The 26,985-nt window shown below is 46.9% G+C and carries 25 protein-coding genes; 21 read left to right on the top strand and 4 right to left on the bottom strand.

Annotated elements, in window-relative coordinates; genetic code table 11:
• Positions 1-103: 103 nt before the first annotated feature.
• Entirely contained in the window at positions 104-532 is a 429-nt protein-coding gene (locus tag HMPREF1647_RS06265; protein ID WP_035427939.1) for an FKBP-type peptidyl-prolyl cis-trans isomerase, read from the bottom strand.
• Between the two features lie 112 nt (positions 533-644).
• Between HMPREF1647_RS06265 and murI the strand changes: the two genes are divergently transcribed.
• Entirely contained in the window at positions 645-1,454 is an 810-nt protein-coding gene (gene murI / locus HMPREF1647_RS06270; RefSeq protein WP_035433138.1) for a glutamate racemase, read from the top strand.
• Positions 1,455-1,473: 19 nt separating this feature from the next.
• Here the strand turns inward: murI and HMPREF1647_RS06275 are convergent, their stop codons facing one another.
• Positions 1,474-1,833, bottom strand: coding sequence for a DUF488 domain-containing protein (locus HMPREF1647_RS06275; protein ID WP_035433140.1), 360 nt, complete (start codon positions 1,831-1,833; stop codon positions 1,474-1,476).
• A gap of 136 nt (positions 1,834-1,969) precedes the next feature.
• Here HMPREF1647_RS06275 and HMPREF1647_RS06280 point away from each other — a divergent pair, with 136 nt between their 5' ends.
• Positions 1,970-3,016 carry a branched-chain amino acid aminotransferase gene (locus tag HMPREF1647_RS06280; protein WP_035433143.1) on the top strand — a complete coding sequence of 349 codons (1,047 nt, stop codon included), beginning with the start codon at positions 1,970-1,972 and terminating at the stop codon, positions 3,014-3,016.
• A 116-nt stretch (positions 3,017-3,132) separates the two neighbouring features.
• On the opposite strand, the gene HMPREF1647_RS06285 is transcribed toward HMPREF1647_RS06280, so the two are convergent.
• Both HMPREF1647_RS06285 and HMPREF1647_RS06290 read right to left on the bottom strand, forming a co-directional pair.
• Positions 3,133-3,984 (bottom strand): class II fructose-bisphosphate aldolase, encoded by an 852-nt coding sequence (locus HMPREF1647_RS06285; protein WP_035433145.1) that lies wholly within the window; start codon positions 3,982-3,984, stop codon positions 3,133-3,135.
• Between the two features lie 136 nt (positions 3,985-4,120).
• Positions 4,121-5,056: a 1-phosphofructokinase family hexose kinase gene (locus HMPREF1647_RS06290; RefSeq protein WP_035433146.1), complete on the bottom strand. Its 936-nt coding sequence runs from the start codon at positions 5,054-5,056 to the stop codon at positions 4,121-4,123.
• A gap of 536 nt (positions 5,057-5,592) precedes the next feature.
• Here HMPREF1647_RS06290 and HMPREF1647_RS06295 point away from each other — a divergent pair.
• The 19 genes from HMPREF1647_RS06295 (at position 5,593) to HMPREF1647_RS06385 (ending at position 26,954) form a co-directional block, all read left to right on the top strand.
• The gene (locus tag HMPREF1647_RS06295; RefSeq protein WP_035433148.1) at positions 5,593-6,033 is read left to right on the top strand and encodes a PTS sugar transporter subunit IIA; all 441 of its coding nucleotides are present in this window, start codon (positions 5,593-5,595) and stop codon (positions 6,031-6,033) included.
• Between the two features lie 33 nt (positions 6,034-6,066).
• Positions 6,067-6,357, top strand: a complete 291-nt coding sequence (yajC, locus tag HMPREF1647_RS06300) for a preprotein translocase subunit YajC (RefSeq protein ID WP_035433150.1) — start codon at positions 6,067-6,069, stop codon at positions 6,355-6,357.
• A gap of 95 nt (positions 6,358-6,452) precedes the next feature.
• Positions 6,453-6,935, top strand: a complete 483-nt coding sequence (gene agaV / locus HMPREF1647_RS06305) for a PTS N-acetylgalactosamine transporter subunit IIB (protein ID WP_012809151.1) — start codon at positions 6,453-6,455, stop codon at positions 6,933-6,935.
• A gap of 137 nt (positions 6,936-7,072) precedes the next feature.
• Positions 7,073-7,879, top strand: a complete 807-nt coding sequence (locus HMPREF1647_RS06310) for a PTS mannose/fructose/sorbose/N-acetylgalactosamine transporter subunit IIC (protein WP_012809150.1) — start codon at positions 7,073-7,075, stop codon at positions 7,877-7,879.
• Positions 7,869-8,948, top strand: a complete 1,080-nt coding sequence (locus tag HMPREF1647_RS06315) for a PTS system mannose/fructose/sorbose family transporter subunit IID (protein WP_035433152.1) — start codon at positions 7,869-7,871, stop codon at positions 8,946-8,948. The genes HMPREF1647_RS06310 and HMPREF1647_RS06315 overlap by 11 nt, the downstream gene beginning before the upstream one ends.
• Before the next feature lie 55 nt (positions 8,949-9,003).
• Positions 9,004-9,732, top strand: coding sequence for a GntR family transcriptional regulator (locus tag HMPREF1647_RS06320; RefSeq protein WP_035433154.1), 729 nt, complete (start codon positions 9,004-9,006; stop codon positions 9,730-9,732).
• Positions 9,733-9,754: 22 nt separating this feature from the next.
• Positions 9,755-10,921 carry an SIS domain-containing protein gene (locus HMPREF1647_RS06325; RefSeq protein WP_035433156.1) on the top strand — a complete coding sequence of 389 codons (1,167 nt, stop codon included), beginning with the start codon at positions 9,755-9,757 and terminating at the stop codon, positions 10,919-10,921.
• Between the two features lie 57 nt (positions 10,922-10,978).
• Positions 10,979-12,145 (top strand): N-acetylglucosamine-6-phosphate deacetylase, encoded by a 1,167-nt coding sequence (gene nagA / locus HMPREF1647_RS06330; protein ID WP_035433188.1) that lies wholly within the window; start codon positions 10,979-10,981, stop codon positions 12,143-12,145.
• Between the two features lie 37 nt (positions 12,146-12,182).
• On the top strand, positions 12,183-12,626 hold the full coding sequence (locus HMPREF1647_RS06335; RefSeq protein WP_035433158.1) for a DUF3290 domain-containing protein: 444 nt from the start codon (positions 12,183-12,185) through the stop codon (positions 12,624-12,626).
• Positions 12,627-12,630: 4 nt separating this feature from the next.
• Positions 12,631-13,275: a DUF421 domain-containing protein gene (locus HMPREF1647_RS06340; RefSeq protein WP_035433160.1), complete on the top strand. Its 645-nt coding sequence runs from the start codon at positions 12,631-12,633 to the stop codon at positions 13,273-13,275.
• 326 nt (positions 13,276-13,601) lie between these two features.
• Positions 13,602-14,597, top strand: coding sequence for a metal ABC transporter substrate-binding protein (locus HMPREF1647_RS06345; protein WP_035433162.1), 996 nt, complete (start codon positions 13,602-13,604; stop codon positions 14,595-14,597).
• 73 nt (positions 14,598-14,670) lie between these two features.
• Complete coding sequence (locus HMPREF1647_RS06350) at positions 14,671-15,489, top strand: metal ABC transporter ATP-binding protein (protein WP_262363828.1); 819 nt, start codon at positions 14,671-14,673, stop codon at positions 15,487-15,489.
• Positions 15,490-16,302, top strand: coding sequence for a metal ABC transporter permease (locus HMPREF1647_RS06355; RefSeq protein ID WP_035427920.1), 813 nt, complete (start codon positions 15,490-15,492; stop codon positions 16,300-16,302).
• Between the two features lie 284 nt (positions 16,303-16,586).
• Positions 16,587-17,654, top strand: a complete 1,068-nt coding sequence (pheS, locus tag HMPREF1647_RS06360) for a phenylalanine--tRNA ligase subunit alpha (protein ID WP_035433167.1) — start codon at positions 16,587-16,589, stop codon at positions 17,652-17,654.
• A gap of 30 nt (positions 17,655-17,684) precedes the next feature.
• Positions 17,685-20,144 (top strand): phenylalanine--tRNA ligase subunit beta, encoded by a 2,460-nt coding sequence (pheT, locus tag HMPREF1647_RS06365; RefSeq protein ID WP_035433169.1) that lies wholly within the window; start codon positions 17,685-17,687, stop codon positions 20,142-20,144.
• 13 nt (positions 20,145-20,157) lie between these two features.
• Positions 20,158-20,904, top strand: a complete 747-nt coding sequence (locus HMPREF1647_RS06370) for a zinc dependent phospholipase C family protein (protein WP_035433171.1) — start codon at positions 20,158-20,160, stop codon at positions 20,902-20,904.
• A 51-nt stretch (positions 20,905-20,955) separates the two neighbouring features.
• Positions 20,956-22,182: an iron-containing alcohol dehydrogenase family protein gene (locus HMPREF1647_RS06375; protein ID WP_035433174.1), complete on the top strand. Its 1,227-nt coding sequence runs from the start codon at positions 20,956-20,958 to the stop codon at positions 22,180-22,182.
• A 340-nt stretch (positions 22,183-22,522) separates the two neighbouring features.
• Complete coding sequence (gene glgB / locus HMPREF1647_RS06380; RefSeq protein WP_035433175.1) at positions 22,523-24,538, top strand: 1,4-alpha-glucan branching protein GlgB; 2,016 nt, start codon at positions 22,523-22,525, stop codon at positions 24,536-24,538.
• Positions 24,525-26,954, top strand: coding sequence for a glycogen/starch/alpha-glucan phosphorylase (locus HMPREF1647_RS06385; RefSeq protein ID WP_035433177.1), 2,430 nt, complete (start codon positions 24,525-24,527; stop codon positions 26,952-26,954). The genes glgB and HMPREF1647_RS06385 overlap by 14 nt, the downstream gene beginning before the upstream one ends.
• The last annotated feature ends 31 nt before the right edge of the window (positions 26,955-26,985 follow it).

Consider the following 26,985-nt stretch of genomic DNA (forward strand, 5'->3'; position numbering starts at 1 on the left):
CTCTTTTGTTGTTGCACTAGCAATGAGAATTCAAGCCGGAAAAAAGAAGGACGCAGATGCCAGAAGCATCTACGCCCTTCTCGCCCAATAAAGGGGGAGTGGATTACTCTTCAACCTCGAGAAGCTCAATGTTGAAGTTAAGGTCTTTACCAGCCATTGGATGGTTGGTGTCAAAGACGATAGTGGTGCCGTCGTTAGAGACAACGGTTGCCATAACAGGGTATCCCTCAGGGGTGCCAAGAGTAACCTGCTGACCTGCAACAAGATTCTCAGAGCCTGGAAGCTGAGCTACGGGAACAGGCTGTACTGCCTCCTCATGGCGCTCACCATATGCCTCTGCTGCTGGAATGTGGACGTCAACAATCTGGCCAACGGTCATATCTTTGACAGCCTCATCAAAACCAGGGATCATCTGACCAGCCATGCAGGTAAATGCCAGTGGCTCGTTGCGATCACGGGAGGAGTCAAACTTAGTTCCGTCATCAAGAGTGCCTACGTAGTGGACCTTTACCTTTTTACCTTCGTTGCTCATGAAACTCCAATCGTTAAAAACATATCTTTGGCATTCTACCCAAGAGTGACGCAAATCAACCTTTGAATGATAAAGGTATAAAATACTTTACATTCAGTTTGAAAGGTTTGTAATGGAAGCTCGTTTAGCTCCTCATAATTTTATTGGTGTATTTGACTCGGGCGTTGGTGGCATGAGTGTGCTTAAACACCTTGTTGCCCAAATGCCTCACGAGGAATTTCATTATTTTGGCGATTCTGCATTTGCTCCTTATGGTACTAAACCAAAAGCGCAGATTGCCCAGCGCTCTGCTGCTATTGTTAAAAAGTTTATTGATGAGGGTGCCAAAGCGCTGGTTATTGCTTGCAATACTGCTACAGCTGCTGCTGCAGACGAGCTGAGGGCAACCTATCCTCATGTACCTATTGTGGGTGTTGAGCCAGCTCTTAAGCCTGCAGTAACTGCATATCCCCATGGAACAGTGGTTGTTCTGGCTACAAAAGCAACGCTCTCTTTGCAGAAGTATCACAATCTTGAGTCGCGCCTGCATCCTTCAGCAAAGGTCATCTCTATTCCAGGAGAGGGCCTGGTGGAGCTTATCGAATCTGGTCAGGCTGATTCCGAACAGATGCATAACCGCCTGACTGAGCTTTTGGGAGATTATGCTGGCCAGGCAGATGCCGTGGTTCTTGGGTGCACCCATTACCCCTTTATCAAGAAGCAAATTAGCTCTGTTTTAGGAGACGTAGAATTTTTTGACGGTGGGGCAGGCGCCGCTCATCAGCTTAAGCGTTTGCTTGGACAGGCAAACTTGCTTGCTTCTGCAGATGCCGCTGCTGACAAGAACACTAGCGCCGTAGAGCCTGATATTTTATTCTCATCAAGCATAGATACTCCTGAAGAATTGAAGTTCTACCAGGAGTTCTTCTCGCAAGATATGTAAGCGTGGCTGGGTAAGCGTATTACTTAAGCTTAGTCTCAAGCCACTTTTTGAGCACTACTGCGTTGTTGTACGTAGTATCTTTGTCCGAGAAAAGCAGTGTCACGGTAGATTGATCAAGCTTTTTAAGCTGTTCAACAAAGGCATCTGCGTCAGGATTGCTGTTAAGTTCAGCTGTATAGGTAGATACAAAGCTATCAAAGCGCTCTGGATCGTGGTTGAATGCTTTTCTACACTCAGTAGTAGGAGCAATGGTTTTAGCCCATTCATCAGCGTGTAGGTTCTCTTTTTTGATACCACGAGGCCACAGTCTATCTACCAGCACGCGATACCCATCGTCAGCTTCTGGCGCGTCGTAAGTTCTTTTAAGTTTGATATTCATTTTTGCTCCCTTCAGCTCATGTACGTTATACCGCAAAATATCTATTCGGTTACAAATTATTTAATAGGACTAGGTATTCATATCCGCATGTTTATGATGAAGTTCATTCTTTAAAACCCACGGAGAAAGGAAAGCCATGGCAAACTCAGTGGAGAAGAAAGACATCGATTGGACAGCGCTTGGCTTCGCATATACGCAGTGTGACTACAGTTACGTTGCCCACTACAAAGACGGTGCTTGGGATGAGGGTGGCCTTACCACCGATCACAGCATTACGCTGTCTGAATGCGCAAACATCTTCCATTATTGCCAGGAAGTATTTGAGGGTTTAAAAGCTTACACCACAGTCTCTGGCGATATTGTCTGCTTCCGTCCTAATCTTAATGCTCAGCGTATGGTTGACTCTGCATCCCGCCTTGTCATGCCACCATTTCCTGAGGATAGATTTGTTGCTGCTGTTAAAGAGGTTGTTTCTGCAAACGCAGCATGGGTTCCACCATTTGGTACGGGCGCTACGCTGTATGTTCGTCCATTTATGATTGGTACCGGCAATACTGTTGGTGTTAAGCCGTCTCCTACCTATGAGTTCCGTATTATGGTCACTCCAGTTGGAGCCTATTACTCCAACGGTGTTTCTCCTGTTGCCCTGACCGTTTCTCCTTATGACCGTGCTGCTCCTCATGGAACCGGTAACATCAAGGCCGGCCTCAACTACGCTATGTCTCTGTACCCAACCACCTGGGCACATGAGCAGGGCTTTGCAGACAGTATGTATCTTGACTCTGGCTCTCGTACCTATGTTGAGGAGTCCAGTGGCGCAAACTTCCTCTTTGTTGATAAAGAGGGAACCCTGGTTATTCCACAGTCTTACACAGATTCCATTTTGCCTTCTATTACCCGTCGCTCTCTGGCAACGGTTGCTAAAGACCTGCTTGGTATGAAGGTTATTGAGCGTCCTGTCCGCTTTGATGAGCTTGACCAGTTTGTTGAGTGCGGTATGTGCGGTACTGCTGCTGTTATTTCTCCTGTTGGCAAAGTTGTTGACGGCCAGAAAGAGATTGTCTTTGGCGCTGGTATGGAGGCTGTTGGACCAGTTATGTCTAAGCTCCGCAACACGCTGACCAGCATTCAGTCTGGCGAGATTGAGGCTCCAGAGGCAGACTGGATTTGCAAGATTTGCTAAGGTTTGCGTTTTCAACAACGCTTTGCTTTTAACACAAAGGCGAGAAGACCAATCGATCTTCTCGCCTTGTTTTTATCTGCAAAAGCAGGATACGTGTGACGGCTATGCCTTGACGCTTATGCCTTGTGGGAAGAACCCAGGTTATCCATGTGGCTTGCGACAATCTGAGTGATTGCTTCCATACCAGGAACGGAAGGCTTCTTTGGATCAAAGTTGCCAGGGTTTTCTGACATGTACTTCATAAAGGCTGCGGTAAAGACCTGGCGGAGCTCGGTTGCGTAGTTAACCTTGCAAATACCGTTCTGAATTGCCTCTGCTACCTGGTCATCTGGAACACCAGAAGTACCGTGAAGAACCAGAGGAATATCAAGACGCTGGCGGATAGCCTTGAGGACACCCTGCTCAATGTGAGGTGTACCGTGGTAAACGCCGTGAGCGGTACCAACGCCAACTGCGAGAGAAGTGCAGTTAGTGCGAGCGACAAACTCCTCAGCCTGGTCTGGATCAGTGTAGGGGTTCTCGCCCTCAACAGCTGGGCCATCGTCCTCTTTGCCGCCAACTTTGCCAAGCTCAGCCTCAACAGGAAGGTTAATAGGACTAGCAAACTTGGTTACGGATGCGGTAAGTGCAATGTTGTCCTCAAATGGAACGTGAGAGCCGTCAATCATGACGGAGGTGTAACCGGCACGAGCTGCCTGGATGCAGCGGTCAAAGCCATCACCGTGATCTAGGTGAAGAGCAACAGGAACAGTTGCCTCTTCAGCAGCACAACGAACCATGGCAGCAAAGTAATCAAGGCTTGCGTACTTGATGGTGCCAGGAGTGGTCTGAAGAATAACAGGGGAGCGGCGCTCTTCTGCTGCCCTAACAACAGCCATTACAAACTCAAGGTTCTCAACGTTAAAGGCGCCAACAGCATAATGGCCAGCCTGTGCGTCAAGAAGCATCTGCTTAGTAGTAACGAACATCTATTGCTCCTTTCGCCCCAAAGGGCTCTTTGATTGACTGAAAAAATTGTAACGTTTCTCTTACTCTGTTATGCAACTTTTTCTAGAAATCGTTTTGTCTTTGTAACCTTTGGCGAGAAACCCGTCTTGCTTCATCTTATTCAGCAATCTTCTTGATTGCGACCTGCTTATGAATCTTAGTTGCAATATCCTGATCAAAGCGACCGGTGCCCGCAGATAGGCAACTTGCAGTAGCGCATGACAGCGCAAAGGTAAGACACTCTGAAGTTGGCTTTTTCTGAGCAAGTGCAACAGCAAATGAGCCAACAAGGGTATCTCCTGCACCAACAGGATTGATAGCTTCAATTTTTGGAGGATTTGCTCTAAAGGTTCCTTCATCAGAAACCATCAGCGCACCTTTTGCACCAAGCGAGACAACTACAATTTTAATGCCGCGTTTGTGCAGCTCCTGAGCTGCCTCAATGACCTGGTCTTCTGTAGTTACCTCTCTTCCTAGAAGTTGACCGATTTCATCGGTATTTGGTTTGATCATGGTAGGAAGAGCATCAATACAGGAGGTGAGCAGTGCACCGGATGCGTCTACAATGCAAGGCACGCCCGCAGCCATGGTCTCTTCAATAAGTTCTTTGTAATTTTCGGCAGAAATACCCTTGGGAATACTGCCATTAAAGGTAACAACTTCGGCTTCGTTGGTAAGCTGCACAAGTTTTGCCTTGAAAGCAAGGAATTCTTCAGGAAGTACAGGCTGTCCAGGCTCTAAGAATTCAGTTGATTGCCCGTCTGGTTCCAGGATATTAATGCATGAGCGGGTTTCTTGCTCAGTATAAATAAAATCGCTGGTAATACCATCTTTATGAGCCAGCTCAACAAGGTATCTTCCGTTATTACCGCCAACAAATCCTGTGGCACAAACGGGGTAGTTAAGGGTGGTAATGGCTCGTGAGGCGTTAAGACCCTTGCCGCCCGCGCTGTTATCTACTACCGAGACTCTGTGTACCGTTCCATCTACAACAGGAGAGTCCAGGTAGTACGCCTTATCAATGGATGCATTGAGTGTTACGGTAACAATCACGCATATCACCTCGTCTAAAAGACAGTGCACACAAAGTGCTCAGAGGAAAGCAGGGGCGAGAAACACTATGGAGCAGCGCCACTGCAAATGAAATTGGATTAAATCTATTTAACCAAAGCACCATCAAGAAACTTTTCTTTAGATGTTATAAAAAAAGATACCAGTACATAATTTCTTAATACCAATTTTATTTTCTCGCCGTATTTGAGCAGGATTTTAGGGTTGTTTACTACGTTTATTACGTATAAAGGCACGTTATAAGAACTTCTCATTTTTCAAGAACAGCTCTAAATTTTTAGTACATCGTCACAATTTATCCATATATTTACCTGCGAAAATAACAACGTGTGTACCGTTTGCGGTAAAAATAGTACCGTTAAACCGGCGATTGTTAACGTACACATCTCAAGATGCTCACTAGACTATACTTATGTTAGGTTGTTATCTGGTATCTACCACTTAGAAAGAAGCTTCAACACCCCTAGTTTCCCGCGTAGCTCCCCAGATAGTTTCCAACTCTTTGAAAGGAGTTTGACATGGTAGGTTGCGTTTTAACTGGTCATGGAACTTTTGCAAACGGTCTTGCTGATGCTTTAAAGATGATTGCTGGTGAGCAAGAAGCTTTTGTTCCCGTTCCTTTTATTGAAGCCGGTGCTGCAACATACCCAGAAACTCTTTCCGCAACAATTTCCGATCTTCTTGACACTACTGATGGTGTGCTGGTTTTCTGCGATCTGCTTGGCGGAACACCTTTTAATCAGGCAATGATTATTGCTCAGAGTTATTCAAACGTAGAAGTAGTTACCGGCACAAACCTTCCTATGCTTCTTGAAACACTTGGTAGCCGCATGGCAGATACCTCTCTTGAAGAGCTGGTTGATACTGCTGTTTTAGCTGGTAGCCAGGGAGTTGTCCATAAGCGTCTTGAGCTTGAGGTTGAGCCAGAAGATGACATCTTCGGAGACGATGGTATTTAAGTAGCGTTTTGTTGTTGAGTTAAGGAGATGCACATGGCAAATCTAGCAGAGAACATTCTTGCTTCATCCATTGTTCTTCTCGCGTTCTTGGTAATTTTGGGCCTTGTTTATTCCTTCTTTGTTTGGAGAGCCTCTTCTAAAAAGGCGGGAACAACTTCAGAGTTTCTGAAGAATCTTCATGCAGGTCAGAAAGTTAAGACTAATAGCGGAATGTATGGCGTAGTTAAAAACGTCAAAAAAGAAACAGTAGATGTTGAGTTTGCTCCAAATGTGGTCATCACGTTGGATCGTTGGGCGGTAATCAGCGTTTCCAACAATAAATAAATTTGCAGTAAAACACGCAGCGCAAGTTGCGAGTAGTGCGATGTAAATCGCAGATAGCACGCACAAGTGTGCGCGCAAAGAGAGGAGAACTTGTTATGGGAGAACCAGATATCAAGCTTGCTCGAATCGATAATCGTTTGATTCATGGTCAGGTTGCTACTCAGTGGAACGGTACCCTTGGAACAAATCTCATCCTTGTTGCTAATGACGAGGTCGCAGGCAATAAGATGCGTCAGGGCCTCATGGATATGGCTGCACCAAGCGGTGTTGCAACCAGGTACTTTACGCTCCAGAAAACTATCGATGTTATCCACAAGGCTTCAGCAAGCCAGCACATTTTCTTAGTTGCCGAGAATCCAGAGGATGTCCTCACTCTGGTCAAGGGCGGTGTTCCAATCAAAAAGGTGAACATCGGCAATATGCACATGGCTGAGGGAAAGCGACAGGTCGCCACAAGTGTGGCGGTAGACGATAAGGACGTCGCTGCCTTCCGTGAGCTTCAGGAATTGGGGGTGACTCTAGAGATTAGGCGTGTTCCTACGACCCCGGTCGAGGATATCTCAAAGCTATTCGAGTAAGTTTGCGCGCAACTTCCTGGTAGAGATTACAAAAAGTTGCAATGGTTCAACGTTTCTAGCAGGTTGGCAAAGGTATTCGGATAGTCTGCCGATCATCGTCATCGGTAGTTATGGTGTGTTTGAAAGGAGGAGTTAAGATGGATGTTAGCCCTATTCAGGTGTTATTAATTTTCATCGTTGCGTTTATCGCTGGCATCGATCAGTTTAGTTTCCTCGAGTCTCTTTACCAGCCAATCGTAACTGGTTTTTTGGTTGGTTTGATTCTTGGTGACGTTCAGACTGGTCTCATTGTTGGTGGCACCTATCAGCTTATGACCATCGGTAACATGCCTGTTGGTGGTGCACAGCCACCTAATGCTGTTATCGGCGGCATTATGTCTGCAGTCTTTGCAATCACTACTAAGCTTGAGCCAATGGCCGCTGTAGCTGCAGCAATTCCATTCTCCCTGCTTGGTCAGTATGCAGTAACCATCATCTTTACCATTATGTCCCCTGTAATGGCAACTGCTGATGCATACGCCGAGAAGGCCGATCCTAAGGGAATTGCTCGTATCAACTATGGTGCAATGGCTGCTCTTGGTCTCTTCTTTGGTGTCATTGTTACCCTGTTCTTCCTGGGTGGCGCTGCATTTGGCACTCAGATCACCACGGCAATTCCAAAGTGGCTCATGAATGCACTGTCCGTCGCCGGTGGCATGATGCGCTTCGTCGGCTTTGCAATCCTGCTGAAGGTTATGGTTTCTCGCGAGCTCTGGGGCTTCTTCCTCATGGGCTTTGCAGCTGCAATCGTATTTATCAGCATTCCTGAGCTCTCTGGTCCAGCACTTCTGCTTCTTGCTCTCATCGGCTTTGGTATCGCATTCTGGGATTACCAGCTCCAGACCAAGATGAAGAATGCTGCTCCTGCTGTTGTTGCTGGAGGTGACTTCGAAGATGGCATTTAATATTCCTGATACCTATCAGAACACCACTCCTGCTGAGCCACTTGATCAGAAGACGCTCAACAAGATGGTATGGCGCTCCCTGTTCCTGCAGGCTTCCTTCAACTACGAGAGAATGCAGGCAGCTGGTTGGCTCTACGGTATCCTCCCTGGTCTTGAGAAGATTCACGGCGACAACAAGGATGACCTTGCTGCTTCCATGAGTCACAACCTTGAGTTCTACAATACCCACCCATTCTTGGTCACTTTTGTTATGGGTATTGTTCTCTCCCTTGAGCAGAACAAGCTGGATATCCCAACCATTCGTGCAGTCCGCGTTTCTGCAATGGGTCCTCTGGGCGGCATTGGTGACGCACTGTTCTGGTTCACCCTTGTTCCAATTACTGCTGGTATTACCTCTAACATGGCAATTTCCGGCAATGTCTTTGCACCATTCTTGTTCCTCATCATCTTTAACATTGCACAGTTTGCTGTACGTTATTGGCTGATGAACCTTTCCTACAAGATGGGTACTGACGCAATTACCCTGCTCACCGAGAACGCAAAAGAGTTCACTCGTGCTGCTTCTATCCTGGGCGTCTTTGTTGTTGGCTGCCTGGTTGTCTGCTACGGCGGAACCAAGCTTGGCGCTGGCGCAAATATCCCTAACGGTGAGACACACAGCGTTGTTCTTTCTCAGGTAACTCTTTCTGATGAGCAGCTTGCTTCTGGTCAGTATGACAAGGCTCTCTTTGCTAAGGGTTCCTATGCTGACTACAAGAAGGACCCTGAGTCCGTTATGTTCATCGGCGGCAAGACTGCTGATGGCAAGGACGGCACCACTGCTATTGCTCCAGTCGGTAACGGCGTTAATCTGGTAACTGTTGGCGAGGAAGTCACTTCTCCTGTCTCCATTGACATCCAGAAGATCCTCGACGGCGTTTGCCCAAAGCTTATCCCACTGGCGCTTACCCTTTGCCTGTACTATCTCATGGCAAAGCGTAACTGGACTCCAATTATGTGCATCTGCCTGCTTCTGGTAATTGCACTCCTTGGTTCTGGCTTTGGCGTTCTCCCATATATTTGGGGTTAAGTAAGTGCGACGGGTGTCCACTTAGTGGGCACCCGTCTTTTATAGGAGAGTTTTGATGACAGCGTTTATGGGAAGACAGCCTCTCTACGAGCAGTTAGCAAATATACTGCGCTATCGTATTGAAAACGAGATGGATCCAAACGATCCACTTCCTTCTGAGCGAGAGCTCTCCGATTCTTATGGTCTTTCTCGCACTACGGTAAGACTGGCCTTGCAAGAGCTTGAACACATGGGACTCATTTACCGTCAACGTGGTCGGGGTACCTTTGTTGCAGACGTTTCTGAACGCGCAACAGACCTTATGGGCGGCTATAGCTTTACTGACCAGCAGCGTCAGTTGGGCCGCGTTCCAAAGACAACTATTCTTGAGTTTGACACTATTGAGGCTAATAAATTTTTAGCCCAGCATATGCATGTTATTCTTGGCGAGAAACTCTTCCGCATCAAGCGTTTAAGAAGTGCTGATAATGTGCCTATGATGCTGGAGGTAACCTACCTTCCAGTCTCACAGTTTTTCTCGCTCACCGCTCATGATGTTGAGCAAAAATCTCTGTACCAAATTTTTGAAGAAGACTACAACATAAAGATTGGCGTGGCAGAAGAGGAGTTCAAGGCTTCAATTGCTCGCTCAGATGACGCCGCTTTATTGCAAATTTCTGAGGGCTCACCTGTTTTGAGCCTTACACGTACAACCTACAATGACAGAAACAATATTGTTGAGTTTACTTTAAGTGTGGCTCGCGCTGATCAATTTAGATACAAGATTGTACATACACGCAGTTAAATAGCTGTAAGAAGGGATATCAATGTTTAAAAAGAGCCAAGAAGAGCTAAAGGCACTCGGCGCGCATATTACAACTGCCGAGATTAAGCAGCAGCCTGAGCTTTGGGAATCTACCTTTGGCATTTATCAGGAGAACCTTTCTGCAATTAAAGAGTTTGTCGAGCGTGCTCGCAATCTTGGCGAGGGTCGTCGTACCCGCGTGGTCTTTACGGGCGCAGGTACCTCGGCATATGTAGGCGATACCATTACTCCATATCTTCGTTCTCATGGCGAGAAGAGCTCTTTTGAGTTTGCGTCTGTTGCAACTACTGATATTGTTTCTGATCCTTATGGCAGCCTTGATCCAGATGATCCAACGGTCTTGGTTTCTTTTGCACGCTCTGGTAATAGTCCAGAGAGTCTTGCTGCCGTAAATATTGCCCGTAAGATTGTTAAAAATCTTTTGCTCATCAATATTACCTGCGCTCCTGAAGGAAAACTTGCCGTTGAATCCGCAGGTAAAGACGACACATTGCTGCTTCTTATTCCTGGCGCAAATGACCAGGGCTTTGCTATGACCGGCTCTTATAGCTGTATGACACTTCTTGCAACTCTTGTATTTGATAGTGCTGATGACTCACAGAAGAAGGCTTGGATTTCTGATGCTGCTGAGCTAGGTAGGCAGGTAATTGAGCGCGAGGAAGAGATTGCTGAGTGGCTTAAGAGCGATTTCAACCGCATTACCTATCTGGGTTCTGGTCCTTTTGTGGGTCTTGCTCATGAGGCTCAGCTTAAGATTTTGGAGCTTGCAGCTGGTATTAATGCAACGTCGTGGGATTCCTCAATGGGATATCGCCACGGACCAAAGTCGTTTGTCGACGAGCACACCCTGGTGTTTGATTTTGTTTCCAATAACCCTTATACGCGTCAATATGACCTGGATATTCTCGACGAGATTAAGGGAGACCAGATTGCTGCTCTGACTATTGGTATTGAGCAAGAGGGGGCAACAAACTTTACGGGAAGAACGTTTAGTCTTCCAGTATTTACAGAGCCTCTACCAGCACCTTATTTGGCTCTGCCTTTTGTAATGGTTGCTCAAGTCGTGGCACTCTTGAACTCAGTTCGTGTCAATAACAAACCGGACACACCTTCTCCAACTGGTCAGGTTAATCGAGTGGTTAAGGGTGTTACAATTCACTCACTATAGGAATTACTAAGAAGGACGTGCCTATGGCGCGTCCTTTTGAGAATGATTGAGGTACGTATGAGTACATTTGCAGTTAAAGCAGATAAGTTCTTTTTGCCAGGAGCAACTTCTGGTCCAGGATATTTGCTAATAGAAGACGGTGTATTTGGTCATTTCACTAAAGAAAAGCCAGAGTGTGAGATTGTTGATCGTACTGGTTCTTGGGTAGCGCCTGGCCTTGTTGATACACATATCCATGGCTTCCTGGACCACGATATTATGGACTGCGATCCTGATGGTGTCATTGAGATTGCCCAGGGTTTGCTTTCTAACGGTGTAACTTCTTGGCTTCCAACAACACTAACCGCAAGCGTTGCGCAGACCGGTGATGCTTGTGAGTCCGTTGCTGATGCAGCAGAGGGAATTGCGGCAAACGGTATTGATGCTGCTCGCATCCAGGGCATCTTCCTAGAGGGACCTTTCTTTACCGAGAAACACAAGGGTGCCCAGAATCCTGCGTACTTCCTTGATCCAGATGTAGAGGTCTTTGATGAGTGGCAGGAGCGCGCTGACGGCTGGATTGCCAAGATTGCTCTTGCTCCAGAGCGCGATGGCGCTCCAGAGTTCTGTGCAGAGATGGCAGACCGCGGTGTTCATGTGGCACTTGGTCACTCCGATGCAACGTATGAGGAAGCTCTTGCCTGCGTAAACGCTGGCGCAGATATCTTTGTTCACACCTATAACGGCATGAGCGGTCTTCACCACCGTGAGCCAGGTATGGTTGGTGCTGCAATGACCACCCACGGTACTTATGCAGAGGCTATTTGCGACGGCCATCACCTTAATCCTATTGCAGTCCGTGCTCTGGTAAATGCAAAGGGATATGACCATACCGTTCTTATTACAGACTGCATGCGTGCAGGTGGTATGCCTAATGGACAGTACAAACTAGGCGATTTCCCCGTTGTTGTTGAAGGCGGAACTGCTCGTCTGATGGATGAGTCTCATAGCCTTGCTGGTTCAATCCTTCGTCTGTTTGAAGGCGTGAAGAACGTCTTTGACTGGGGTATTGTTTCTGCTGAAGAAGCGGTTCGTATGGCTTCAGAAAACCCAGCTCGCTCTTGTGGAATTGATGATGTTTGTGGCTTCATCCGTCCTGGATATGATGCTGACTTTATTGTTGTTACAAAAGATCTTCAGCTTGAAGAGACGTTCCTTGGAGGAAAGAGCGTTTACAAGGCTTAAGCAGCAGATTTTGAGTAATACAAATTAAAGGAAGCCTATGGAGTTCTATTCCCATAACTATTTAATTCACCATGCAACAGTATTTGACTGGACTCAGCTTGTTCTATTTGGCCTTGTTGCACTTCTAATGATCTTCTCGCTTGTGCATTACATGCGCGATAGAAAGAATTCTAAGTATCGTGAGCTGGCGCTTATTGCGCTGTTCTCATTAATCTTTCTTGGACTTCTACAGCTTGATCGTGTGCTAGAGGTTAATCAGGCAAGTAAGCACTATGAGTCAATTGTTTCCTCACAAGAAAGCTTCGCTCGACGTCTTGAGGTTGATTTTGACCACGTGTACGTTGCCTTTGATAGCCAGGGAAATCCCTCGTATCTTGAGGTTGACGGTAAGTATTATCACGTTTTGAAAAATACCGAGAATGACTATGTCATTGAACAGATCAATCTCATTGGTAATGATATTAAGCATGTAGAGGAGTAGATCGATGAACTTTTATTTAGAAGTTGCCATTAAATTGTGCATCGGTCTTTTCTCGCTTGTTCTGGCAATTAACGTCAGCGGAAAAGGAAACCTAGCACCAACTGCAGCAATTGACCAGGTTCAAAACTTTGTACTTGGCGGCATTGTTGGCGGCATGATCTACAACAGTTCAATTACCATTTTGCAGTTCACCCTTGTCCTGCTTATTTGGCTCATTATTGTTATGGTTCTTAAATGGTTGAGAACAAACAATATGCTGGTCAAGCAGTTGATTGATGGACGTCCTGTTATTGTTATTGATAAGGGCAAGCTGCTTGTAGACAACTGTAGGTCTATGGGTCTCACTGCCTACGATGTGTCGCTGAAGCTTCGCCAGGCAGGAGTGAATTATATCTCAGACGTTAAGCGTGCCATTCTTGAGCAAAATGGACAGTTGATTATTGTTAAAAAAGGAGAAGAGAACGTTAGATTCCCGCTTATTACTGACGGACAAGTTCAGACAAATATTCTTGAGACGCTGGACCTGGAAGAGAATTGGCTTGAAAGAGAACTTGAGCATCAAGGTTATAAGTCTGCTTCAGAGGTTTATTTGGGTGAGTATAATAGTGGAGATCTGATTATTACTCCGTATGCGGAGAAAGATCAGTAGGTTAGCAAGAGATAAAACAGTTAACCTGTTTATTCCAATTCCGTTTGTGGAAAAGATAATAAATTTATCGTTGACTTGAATTGGAATATGTATACTAAGGCTAACTTTTAGAAAGCGGACTGTTGGAAGACAGCCCGCTTTCGTGCTAAAGGGGAAGCATGAATGCATGTTCAGATGATGAGAAGTGAGTAGAAAGGCAAAGAAGTGAGGAGAAACATGGGTTTCTCGCCATGTTTTTATGCTTGGTAGTGAGGACAATCGCACGATTTTGTTTGAAGAATTTGGCACTACACCGTATTGGTTTTTATAGTTTTGGGAGATGTAACATGAATTTGAATCCAACCGTTTCTCGTCGTAGCGCACTTGTAGCTTCCGCTTTTGGCGTGAGTGCTATTCTTGCTGGCTGCAAGCCTGAGGCTCAAAAGCAAGAAGGAGCTTCTGATAATAAAGACCAGAAGAAGCTCAACATTGTTGCAAGTTTTTATCCTATGTACGATTTTGCAAAGCGCATTGCTGGCGATCATGCTGAGGTAACATGCCTGGTTCCTGCTGGTACTGAGCCACATGATTGGGAGCCATCCAGCAAGGATATGAAGACTATCCAGGAAGCAGATTTCTTGATTTACAACGGTGCTGGTATGGAGCACTGGGTCAAGGACGTACTTGATGGACTTGGTTCTGGCACAAAACTTACAGCAGTTGAGACCAGCAAGGATGTCAAACTTCTTGAGCTTGAAGAGGACGATGATCACGATCATGAGGAGAAGAAAGACGACCATGATCACGACCATGACCATGGCGGAACCGACCCTCACGTTTGGCTGAGCCCTCTGAATGCCAAGATTCAGATGAAGAATATTTGTGATGCCCTTTCCGAGAAGGACTCTGAGCACAAGTCAGAGTATGCTGCCAATCTTGATAAGGCCAACGCAGACTTTGATACGCTTGATAATGAGTTCCATAAGGGTCTGGATTCACTACCTAACAAGACCATTGTTGTTTCTCACCAGGCATTTGGTTATTTGTGCGAGGCTTATGGTCTCACTCAGATGCCTATTGAGGGCGTTGAGGCAGATGCAGAGCCAAATGCTCAGGAAATGAAGGAGATTACTGAGTTTGTAAAAGAGCATAATGTAAAGGTTATTTTTACGGAGGAACTGGTAAGTCCTAAGGTTGCTCAGGCAATTGCTGAGGCAACAGGCGCTCGTGTTGAAGAGCTTAACCCACTTGAGGGACTTACTGATGATGAGCTCAAGGCAGGCGAGGATTACCTCTCTGTTATGCGCGAGAACCTCAAGGCTCTTGAGGGCGCTCTCGCATAGTGTGTTGCCAGCTTAGGCTGGATGTTTGGAGGACGTGTTGCAGGAAAGTCAGATAGCCGTTTCGCTTCAAGACGTGAGTTTTTCTTACAAGAAGACGCGCGTCTTAAGCGATGTAAATTTAGACGTTCATCAAGGTGAGATTTGCGCGCTTATTGGTGATAACGGAGCTGGTAAATCTACGCTCTCTCGAATTGTGGTGGGTGAGCTTGAACCTACAAGTGGCAAATCACTTCTTTTTGGAACGCCCTCGACTCGGTTTAAAGACTGGGAGCGTGTAGGCTATGTCCCACAGCTCCCTTCAGAATCGGTTAATCGCTTTCCTGCAAGCGTCGTCGAACTAGTAGATGCAAGTCAGTATGCTCGTGCCAAAAAGGTAAAGATGAGCGCAAAAGAGCGTCGCGAGCGCACGCTTGAGGCACTTGACCTTGTAGGTATGACTGATTTTTCCACGCGTATTATTAGGGAACTCTCTGGAGGACAGCTCCAGAGAGTTCGCCTTGCCTGCGCGCTGGTAGGAAATCCTTCATTGCTTATCTTGGACGAGCCTACAACTGGTCTTGATAAAGAGAGCCGCAATCACTTCTATAACTTAGTGCGAGAAGCTCATGCTGCTCGAGATCTTGCGGTACTCATTGTTACCCATGATCTTGCAGCTCTTGATGCCCTGGCTTGTCGAGTCATTGAGGTTGCCGACCACAAAGCTATAGAAATTGCTGGTAGAGGTCACGGTCATAATCACTGTGCAGTTCATGGAGCTCACTGTGACCTTGACTCTCATCATGTCCACGACCACAATCGCGGAAAATTAGATGATTTTGCTTTAACGGAGTCCCTTGGTCCTGCGTCCGACGTTGTTCAAGATGCCCAAGACTCGCATGAGAGGAGGGCATAAATGTTTGAATACGTATTTATGCAGCGAGGAATTCTTGTGGGAATTCTTCTGGGAGCAATTATCCCGCTGGTAGGCGTTACGGTTGTATTGAAGCGCCTTTCTATGATTGGCGATGCTCTTTCACATACCTCTCTTGCAGGTGTTGCAGGCGGCATGATTGCAGGTATTAATCCTGTTGCTGGAGCAATAGCCGCTTGCTTGGGTGGTGCGCTTTGTGTTGAGGGAGTGCGTCGTCACTTCAAAGACCAGTCAGAGCTTGCCGTTGCCATTGTGATGGCAGCTGGTATTGGTCTAGCAGGTGTGTTGTCTGGTTTTGTTCCTAACTCATCAAGCTTCAATAGCTTTATGTTTGGCTCTATCCTGACCGTAAGCGAGCAAGAAGTTCAGATGATTGTGGTCATTAGCGTGCTTGCTGTTGCTTTTTGTTTCTTTCTCAGAAAAGAACTCTTCTTGATGTCTTTTGACGAGCGTCATGCACGTTGTGTTGGTGTACCCGTAAGTCTTATCAATTTTGGCTTTGTTATCGCAGTAGCTTTGGTGGTTGCCGTAGCAGCAAGAACGGTTGGCTCACTTATTGTTTCATCCATGATGGTGGTTCCTGTTGCCTGTGCTTTGCAGATTTCCCGCAGCTGGAAGCAATGTTGTTTGTATGCAAGCACGGTGGGCATGCTAACCTCACTTGGTGGACTTGTTGTCTCCTATGAGCTTGGCCTTAAACCTGGAGGAACCATTGTTCTTCTCGCGGTTGTTACGCTTTTGTTTATCTTTCTGGTAAAAAGGGTTGTGCTGCTGCTCAAAACTCGCACAGTGTGATACTCTGAACAAAGTGCGTTGACGGAGAGGTTTGCCGGAGCACGTTGTGAACAGAGAGGGTGTTCGTGGTTGAGAAACACCTGCACAGCGCTGGTAGAGTTCACTCCCGAGCTACAACTTGAACGGCGTCATTGCTTAGTAGGGAAGTCGTCCGCCTAACGAAACTAGGCTTTTAAGTGGATTGCACAGAGAGAAAACTGTGCAATCAACCGAGGTGGTACCGCGGAAATTTTCCGTCCTTGGGCATATGCTCAGGGACGGTTTTCTATTGAAAGGGTAATTACATGGGAATGTCTGAGGAACTCTCGGCAATTCGCGAGCAAGTACTTGAAGGAATTGCTAAGGCAACAAACCTTGAAGCACTTGAGAAGGTGCGCGTTGCATCAATGGGAAAGAAGGGCTCTCTTACCGCAATTATGCGTATGATGGGTCAGGTTCCCGCAGATCAGCGCCCTCAAATGGGTCAGCTTGCAAATACCGTTCGTGCTAACGTTGAGACCGCTATTCGCGAGCGTCAGCTTGCCTTAAAGCGAGAAGCCCTTGAGGCTCAGCTTAATGCTGAGGCAACTGATATTACCCTTCCAGGTCGTCGTCTGAGCCCTGGTACTCAGCACCTCATTGAGCAGGTACGTGAGGAGATGGAAGACATCTTTATCAGCATGGGCTACACCATTGAGACAGGCCCTTATGTTGAGACTACCTACTACAACTTCACAGCGCTGAACGCTCCTGAAGATCACCCAAGCCGCTCTGGTAAGGATACGTTCTACGTAGTAGACAACGCGCCAGAAGGTAAAGAATCGCACGTACTGGGCGAGTCCGACGTGCTTCTTCGTACGCAGACTTCTGGCGTACAGGTACATACCATGGAGACAAAAGAGCCTCCTATTTACATGATTTGCCCTGGTACGGTATTCCGTCCTGACACAGCAGACGCTAACCACCTGCCTCAGTTTACGCAGATGGAAGGCCTTGTTGTTGATGAGGGAATCACCTTTGGTGACCTCAAGGGCACCCTTGACCACTTTACTCGTGAGATCTTTGGTAAGGACCGCGCTACCCGCTATCGTCCTCACTTCTTCCCATTCACCGAGCCAAGCTGCGAGGTAGACGTTTCTTGTGGTGTTTGCCACGGTGAGGGCTGCCGTTTCTGCAAGAACACGGGCTGGCTTGAGATTCTTGGTTGCGGCATGGTTGACCCTAATGTCTTCAAGTACTGCGGTATTGATTCCGAGAAGTACACAGGCTTTGCCTTTGGCATTGGTGTTGAGCGTGTTGCAGCGCTTCGTTATGACCTTCCTGACCTGCGCATGCTCATCTCTGGTGACCAGAGAGTCCTGCGTCAGTTCTAATCATCGGCGTCTTACTAGAAAGGCAATCACATGCGTGTATCTTATGAATGGCTGAAGACGCTCGTTGATCTTCCTCAGGACCCAAAAGACCTTGAGCGCGAGTTTGTGCGCACTGGTACTGAGGTTGAGGCTATAGAGCGTGTCGGCGCAAATCTTGACCATGTTGTTACTGCTCAGGTTGTAAGCAAAGAGCCTCATCCTGATTCTGATCACATGTATGTTACCCTGGTTGACGTGGGCAATAACAATGTAGATAAGGACGGAAATCCTGTTCCTCTACAGATTGTTTGCGGTGCTCAGAACTTTAATCAGGGAGACCACATTGTTACCGCAATGATCGGTGCGGTACTTCCTGGAGACTTTAAGATTAAAAAGTCCAAGCTGCGTGGCGTTGAGTCTTGCGGCATGAACTGCTCTTCTCGCGAGCTTGGTCTTGGCGATGACCAGAGCGGCATTATGATTCTTCCCGAGGACGCTCCAATTGGTGTACCTCTTACGGATTACCTGGGCATGTCTGATGTAGTTCTTGATTGCGAGATTACCCCTAACCGCCCCGACTGCCTTTCTATGACTGGTATGGCTGTTGAGGTTTCTGCAATGTATGACACTGACACCCATATTGAGCTTCCACGTGTTACGTCTGAGTCTGGCGCAGATGCATCTGAGCAGGTTGATGTTACCATTACTGATCCTGAGCTCTGCTCAAGGTACACTGCTCGCGTGGTTCGAAACGTCAAGATTGGCCCAAGCCCTGAGTGGCTTGCTCGTCGCGTTACGGCTTGTGGTGGCCGCTCAATCAACAACGTTGTTGATGTTACTAACTACGTGATGTACCTGACCGGCCAGCCTCTGCATGCTTTTGACCTCGGAAAACTTACCAAGGAAGATGGCAAGTACCACATTGTGGTTCGTGCTGCAGAAGACGGTGAGCACATTGTGACGCTTGACGGAGAAGACCGCGAGCTCACGTCCGATATGACGGTCATCACAGATAACGGTAAAACTCCTATTGCACTTGCTGGTGTTATGGGTGGCCTGGATTCTGAGATTACCGAGAATACCGTTGATGTCCTTTTGGAATCCGCTGTCTTTGATAACGGCCACATTAGCCGTACCAGCAGAAACCTTGATCTGATGAGCGAGGCTTCTATTCGCTACGAGCGTCTTGTGGATCCAAACGGTTGCGCATCTGTTGCAGATATTGCAGCAGCACTCTTTGAGGAGTGCTGTGGTGCTGAGGTTTGCCCTGGTATTGTTGATGTATATCCAAAGGTAAAAGAGGCAGTAACTATTACGCTTCGCCCAGAGCGCGTTTGCGCCCTTGCAGGTGCTCAAATTCCAGAAGAGTTTATGGTTTCTCGCCTTATGCGCCTTGGCTGCAAGGTTGCTCCAGCAGACAACGGAGAGCTGAGCGTTATTGCTCCTACAAACCGCCCAGACCTTACGCGCGAGGTTGACCTTATTGAGGAGATTGTTCGCCTGTGGGGTGAAGGTGATATTGAGGCTACGCTTCCTGCTGCTAGAAACCATGCAGGCGGTTTGACCTCAGATCAGCGTCAGATCAGAAAGATTGGCCGTACGCTGCGCTCCCTTGGCCTCAACGAGACAAAGTCGTATCTGTTTGCAAGTCCAGACGACCTCTCCAAGCTTGGCATGAGCGAAGAGGGAAGAGGCGTGCCTGTAAAGGTTATTAGCCCACTTGTTGCTGACCAGTCTGAGATGCGCCGCTCTATTGTTCCGGGCCTTCTGCGCTCTATTGCGTACAACCTTGCTCACGGTGTTTCTAACATTGCTATGTATGAGTTGGGTCGTGTGCTTTTTGGACACAAGGACAAGAGCCAGCCAGATGAGCCAAGCTATGTCTGTGGCGTATTGGTTGGTCGTCCAGCAGATGACGCTTGGAATGCTAAGTATCCAGCCTACGATTTCTTTGACGCCAAGGGTATTGTTGAGGGCCTGCTTGAGGCACTTCGCATCCCTAAGGTTCGTTTCCGTGTAGCTGAGCCAGAGCAATACGGTTGGCTGCAGCCTGGTCGCGCTGCTGAGATTCTTGCAGGTAGCGAGACAATCGGTTGGGTTGGAAACATTCATCCTTTGTCGCTCCAGAACTTTGACATTGAGGTTCCAGTCATTGCCTTTGAGATTTCTGTGGCTTCACTTTTGCGTCTTTCTCAGAAAGACCTTCCTATTGTGGAGCCACCAACCTACCCAGGCATCTCAATTGACCTGGCAATTGTTGTTGATGAGAGCGTCACTGCAGAGCAGCTAGTTCAGCGTTTGAAGTCTGCTGGTGGCAAGCTCCTCTGCGACATCAGACTTTTTGACGTGTATCGCGATCCGCTGCGTGTTGGTGAGGGCAAGAAGTCCATGGCCTTCTCGCTCACGTATCGTGCAGACGACAGAACGCTTACTTCAGAAGAGGTTGAGAAGACCCACACAAAGCTTGTGGAGAAAGTTCTTCGTTCTACCGGCGGAGAAATTCGCGGATAAGCAGGTAATTGTAGTGCCAAGTTGGAACGTACATATTGCTCATGCTGACCGGCTCCTTGAGAAAGGAGCCGGTTGCTTGGACGTAGATATTCACTACCCTGATGCATTTCTGCTTGGAAACGTTGCTCCTGATGTGCACATTGGCTTTATGGTTCCAGACTATTCTCACAAGGTGAGATACGGTCGAAGCCATCAGTCATACCCAGGAACGTTGCCTATTCCAAGTTACAGGCGATACCAGCGAAACTTTATGGGCGGCCTTAATCCAGCCGAGTATCTGCTACAGACTGACTTTATTCAGCCAAATGTGTCGTATTGTTCACCTGAGCAGCGCAGCTTAGTAGATCAGCGTCAGCTCAGAGAGCTTATCGTGGGTATTTGGTGTCACCTTGTTTGCGACCACGTGTATAACACACATACGCGAGCATTTTTGCGTGCTCATCATATTCCGACAGGAGAAGATGCGCGTATTCGTAAGCAAGCAGATTTTGATGTTTACGGGCGCTCGCTTGTTATGAATCGTCTGCCAGAAGTATCTGATGAGCTCTTTGCAGTTGCCGCGGCTCATCCACAGTATGGGTTTACGCATTCAGATGTTGAGCAAACACTTCAGGTTATACAGCGCATTGCAGAGGAGAATCGCCAGAATAGTGTGAGCTCCCCGCAGTATCAAATGCTTGATACAGAGTTTTTCTCGTCAGCCTACAAAGAGGCGGAAGACACACTAGTTCAAGGATTTATGCTGCAAAAACATAACTAATTCAGTTAAAGTTATATTCTCGCTTTTCTGAGATAGGTTTTGGAGGACGCTATGGAAAAGATGGAATCTCGCGGAACATTTACGGAGTATCTGCCTTCATACACCATTGGTGTTGATGCTTATAAGTCGGTACTGCACATTGTTAAGCGCTTTGGTAAAAATGCTGTAGTCATTGGTGGACCAACAGCAATGGAGAAGGCACGTCCAAAGCTTGAGGCTGCACTTGCGGGTTCTGAGGTTTCTATTTCTTCTTGGATTTCTTACGGCACTAACTCTACGCACGCAAATGCCAAGAGAATTGCAGCAATGCCTGAGGTTATTGCTGCTGATATGCTCTTTCTTGTTGGTGGTGGTCGTGCAATTGATGAGGGTAAAGAGATTGCAACTATTCTGGACAAACCATACTTTACCTTCCCAACACTTGCGTCTAACTGCGCTCCTGTAACAAGAATTGCTGTTTTCTATAAAGAGGATGGTTCTGCAGATACGTACTTCATTCCTGCTGAGCTTCCTGTTCATACCTTTATTGATACGCAGATTATTGCAGAGAGCCCTGATGAGTACTTCTGGGCAGGAATTGGCGATGCCTTCTCTAAGGGTCCTGAGGTTGAACTTTCTTCCAGAGAAGTTGAGCTGCTTCACAGCCCTCTTATGGGTCGCGCTCTTGCCGCAGGCGCTTGTATTGAGCCTCTGTTTGATAATGCAGAGCAGGCACTGGCAGACAAGCGTGCTGGTATTGTTTCTGAAGCATTTGAAAACGTTGTTCTTAACATCATCATTACCGCTGGTGTTGTGTCTAACATGACCACCAACATTGGTGCTGAGCGCGGTGCGTATTACTTCAATTCCTCAACCGCTCATGCCTTCTACAATGCCTTTACTGCTCTGGGCGAGCGTGGCGAGAAACACCTTCATGGTGAGGTTGTTTCCTTTGGTACCTGCGTTCTTTATGCCTTTGACGGCAACCTTAAGGCACTTGAGGAGCAGGTGGCGCTTAATAGAAAGCTTGGTCTCCCAACCACCTTGGCCGATCTGGACATTACTCCAGAATCAGTTGACGCTGACCTAGACATCATTGTTGAGCGAGCTCAGAAGACCAACGAGTGGGGTCGCGCTCCTTATGGATTTACAACTGATCGCTTCCGCCAGGCAATTCTTGATACCGACGCATACGGTAGGGCAGTTGCTTCTGGCGAGAAGGACCAAGAGACAGCAGCTCTTGATGTAATTGCTGCACATGCTCCTTCAGCTGAGACGGCTGTACCACGCAAGATGTAGCTGCAAGTAACCTGAAGAATCACTTTAGGAAGAGGACGTGTAGGAGCCAGCTTTCTTAAGTCGCTTCACGGTTATATAAAAAGTTTTTGTATCAAATGGCAGTTTATTTGGATAAGCTGCCATTTCTTTTAGTTGCAATTTTTATTCACTATTATTAACAAAAATCGGTAAAAACAAAAAATAACGCGTACGGTCGTTTTTTATCGGTGAAAGTCATATTGACTGTTTGTCACCGTGTTTTACCTTGTAATGGTTTATCTTAGTAACTATCAACTACGAGTCTTTATTGATAACAAATCTATAAGATGCGTAGATTTCATTGGTAAGCGCGGGGGTGAGTATGGCAGAGTTAAATGCATCGTTAGCAGTGAGTGACCAGGATGCATACTTGTTTGCGCAAGGAAAATGGTTCCAGAGTCATAAGAAATTAGGTGCACACCCTGCGGTTCAAGAAGATGGAGTTGAAGGTTATCATTTTGCGGTTTGGGCCCCCAATGCAGCCTCTGTCTCTGTTGTTGGAGACTTTAATAATTGGGATGATACCGTCAACGTTCTTTCTCGCTCAAATCATGGCGGAATCTGGGAAGGTTTTATTCCAGGAATCACCTCGGAAGTATTGTATAAATTCCTGATTGTATCCGCTTCTGGACAGAAGATTTTTAAGGCTGACCCCTATGGTACCTATGCGGAGGTCAGACCACATACGGCATCTATTACGTTTGACCCAGACGTGTACGTTTGGGAAGACGAAGCATGGATGAAAAGGCGTGCAACACTTAAGTTCCTGCATAGTCCTCTTAACATCTTTGAAGTTCATCTTGGGAGCTGGAAGCAGCATACTGACCTGACTGCCCAAGAGGAAGATTCTGCTGATACAGAGACTGTAGAGCAGACTGAAGAACCCAAGGACTATTTTGACACTAACGTAGATGCCTTCTACACCTATGATGACCTCTCAGAAGAGCTGGTAGCCTATGTTAAAGATATGGGCTACACCCACATTGAGCTTCTCCCTGTTATGGAGCATCCTTTTGATGGATCTTGGGGTTATCAGGTAACGGGTTATTTTGCTCCCACCTCAAGGTATGGCAATCCTGCCCAGTTCAAACACTTTATTGACTGCTGTCATCAGGCTGGTATTGGCGTCATTTTGGACTGGGTCCCAGGAGGCTTCTGTAAAGATGCTCATGGTCTAGCGGAGTTTGATGGTACCAAGCTCTTTGAAGAAAAAGAGCATCCTAACTGGGGAACTCTTAAGTTTGATCTTACTCGTGGTGAGGTTAGAAGCTTCCTTGTTTCTAACCTGCTTATGTGGCTGAAGGACTATCACGCTGATGGCATTCGTGTTGACGGTGTCAGCAGCATGCTGTATTTGAATTTTGGTATCGACGATCCTTCCCAGAAGCGCTTTAACCATAAGGGAACTGAAGAAGATTTGGATGCAAGTGCTTTTCTGCGTCTCTGCAACGAGACTGCTCAAAAAGAACATCCCGATATTTTGATGATTGCAGAAGAGTCCACAGCATGGCCGCTGGTTACCTATCCTCCCGAGGTTGGGGGACTTGGCTTTAACCTTAAGTGGGACATGGGCTGGATGAATGATACGCTGCACTATTGTCAGACTGATTTCCCTTATAGGCCAGGTAACCACCGTCTTCTGACCTTCTCCAGCATGTATCAGTTCAATGAGAATTTTGTGCTGCCACTCAGCCATGACGAGGTTGTGCATGGTAAGTGCAGTCTTATTCAGCGCATGCCGGGGGATTGGTGGAGACAGTTTGCTGGCATGAGGGCTTTGGCACTTCATCAGATGACTCATCCGGGCGCTAAGCTCAACTTTATGGGCAACGAGATTGCGCAGTTTATTGAATGGCGCTACTACGAGGGTATTGAGTATTACCTGACTGAGGAGTATCCAACTCACGCTCATCAGCAGGCATTTATTAAGGCTCTTAATCATTTCTATAAGAATCATCCAGGACTTTGGCAGCATGCCTACGACAACCGTGGATTTGATTGGATTGACGCAGACAATAATGAGCAATCAATCATCTCGTTTGTTCGTCACGGAAGAAAGCCTTCCGAGGACCTGGTTATTCTCATCAATTTTGACGTTGCAACCCATCAGAAATTCCGTTTAGGCATGCCTTCTGCAGGTGTGTGGAAAGAAGTATTTAATTCCGACGCAAAAGAATTTGGCGGTTCGGGTATTGTGAATACTAAGAAACTTTCCACTAAGCCAGTGGCATGGAATGGAAGAGATTATTCGGTAGAACTGTCTGTTCCTCCGCTTGGTGGCATTGTTTTAGCGTTTGAGAAAGAACTTCCAAAGAGGGGGAAGCATGGCCGTAAATAACGGACAAAACATTTTTACCGATAAACAAGATTTTGAAGAGCAGTATCGCGATAAGTTCATCAAGATTCTTGGCAAATACTATGGAGAGTGCACTGATCAGGAGCGCTATAACGTTCTTGCTCACCTCATTGCAGAAAAGGCGCGAGAAATTCAGTCAACCTCCTATATTCATGCTGACAAGCAGGTCTATTACTTCTCTCTTGAGTTCCTTCTAGGACCACTACTTGAGAATTATCTACTCAATCTTGGTATCACCGATGTTGTTGCAGAGGGCCTTAAAGAAATGGGTACTTCGCTTCAGGAGCTTGCTGCTCAAGAGGTAGACCCTGGCCTTGGCAATGGTGGTCTGGGTAGACTTGCCGCGTGCTTCCTTGATTCCATGGCGCACGAGGGTATGGCTGGCTTTGGTAACGGTATGAGATACCGTTATGGTCTCTTCCGCCAGGAGATTAAGGATGGACGCCAGGTAGAGCGTACCGATAACTGGCTGGCAAATGGATATCCATGGGAAGTCAGAAAAGACGATTCTAGCGTACTGGTGCGCTTTGGTGGCACAGTTGTAAGGCATGAGGACGAGAATGGCAATTTCTGGTTCTCGCAAGAGGGTGGCCAGGTAGTAAGGGCTGTTCCATACGATGTGCCTATTGTTGGCTATGGCGCAAAGACCGTAAATAAGCTGCGTCTTTGGTCTGCAGAGCCAGCAGAGGAAGACTTTGATCTTGATGCTTTTAACGCCGGCGATTATGCCCGTGCTAATAAGTTCCGCTCTGACGTTGAGGCAATTTCAACCATTCTGTATCCAAATGACTCTGGTGAGCACGGACGCATTCTTCGCTTAAAGCAGGAGTATTTGTTTGTTTCCGCTGGTCTTCAGACCATTCTTCGTGCTTATAAGGATAAGTACGGCGAGGATTGGGAACACTTTGCAGATCACGTCTGTATCCACACTAACGATACGCACCCAGCAATGTGCGGACCAGAGCTTATGCGTCTGCTTGTCGATGACCATGGCGTTGACTTTAACGAGGCATTTGATATCGCGAGAAACGCAATTTCTTATACCAACCACACCGTTATGCCTGAGGCTCTTGAGAAGTGGCCTATTAACACCTTCCGTGAGCTGCTTCCTCGCTTGTATATGTTTATCGACGAGGTTGATCGTTGCTATAAGGAGCAGCTGCTTGTTGACTCTAACGGCAACACCGAACTTCTCGCCTCAACAGCTGTGTTGTGGGATAACACCGTTCGTATGGCTAACCTCTCTATTTTGTTTAGCCACTCGGTTAACGGTGTATCTGATCTGCACACTAACATTTTGAAGCAGAGTGTTTTGAAGGATTTCTACAAGCTTCGTCCAGAAATCTTTAATAACAAGACTAACGGCATCTGCCACCGTCGCTTCTTGGCACAGGCTAATACCGCTTACGCAAAGCTTATTACTGAGGCTATCGGTACCGGCTGGCTTGATGATGCCAATGAACTTCAGAAGCTTTTTGCTTTTGAGAATAATGCTGAGTTCTTGGAAAAGATGGACGCTGCAAAGAAAGAAGAAAAAGAGCGTCTTGCTGCATACGTCAAGAAGACAACCGGTGTTGAGATGGATACCAATACCATCTTTGATACGCAGGTAAAACGCTTCCATGCATATAAGCGTCAGCTGCTTAATGTCTTTAAGATTTTGTATCTCTACAACCGCATGCTTGATGACCCAAGCTATAAGCCAGCTCCAACAACCTTTATTTTCTCGGGCAAGGCTGCTCAGAGCTATACCTTTGCAAAGGAAGTCATTCGACTTATTCACTCCGTTGCAGACGTGGTTAACAACGACGAGCGCATTGAGGGTCGTCTGAAGATTGTCTTTATTCCAAACTTTGCTGTTTCAAATGCACAGCTTATCTATGCTGCATCTGATATTTCAGAGCAGATTTCAGTTGCTGGTGCAGAGGCTTCTGGTACCTCAAACATGAAGCTTATGATGAATGCGGCTCTGACCCTTGGTACATATGACGGTTCAAATATTGAGATCTCTGAGCTTGCAGGACCAGAGAACATCAAGATTTTTGGTCTTCGTGCAGACGAGGTCCAAGAGGTATATGCTTCCGGCACCTACTTTGCACAAAACCTGCTTAACCAGAACCCAACGCTGGCTCGCATTGTAAATATGCTGACCGATGGTTCGTTGAGCCGACTCTCTGGCAACTTTGAGTCAATTCACGACTATCTGCTGATCAACAATGATCCTGACCTGGTGCTTATTGACTTTGACGCCTACGTGAAGGCATGGGAAGAGCTTACTCAGTCCTATGCAGATCGTCGTAGCTGGAATGCTCGCGCACTTCACAATACTGCAAACTCTGGTTTCTTCTCGGCTGATAGAACTATCAGGGAGTACATGGAAGATATTTGGCACGTGTAAGGATCTGCGTTTAGGTTCAATCGTCGTAAGA

It is taken from the genome of Lancefieldella parvula DNF00906 (assembly GCF_000758945.1).
Lineage (GTDB): Bacteria > Actinomycetota > Coriobacteriia > Coriobacteriales > Atopobiaceae > Lancefieldella > Lancefieldella parvula_C.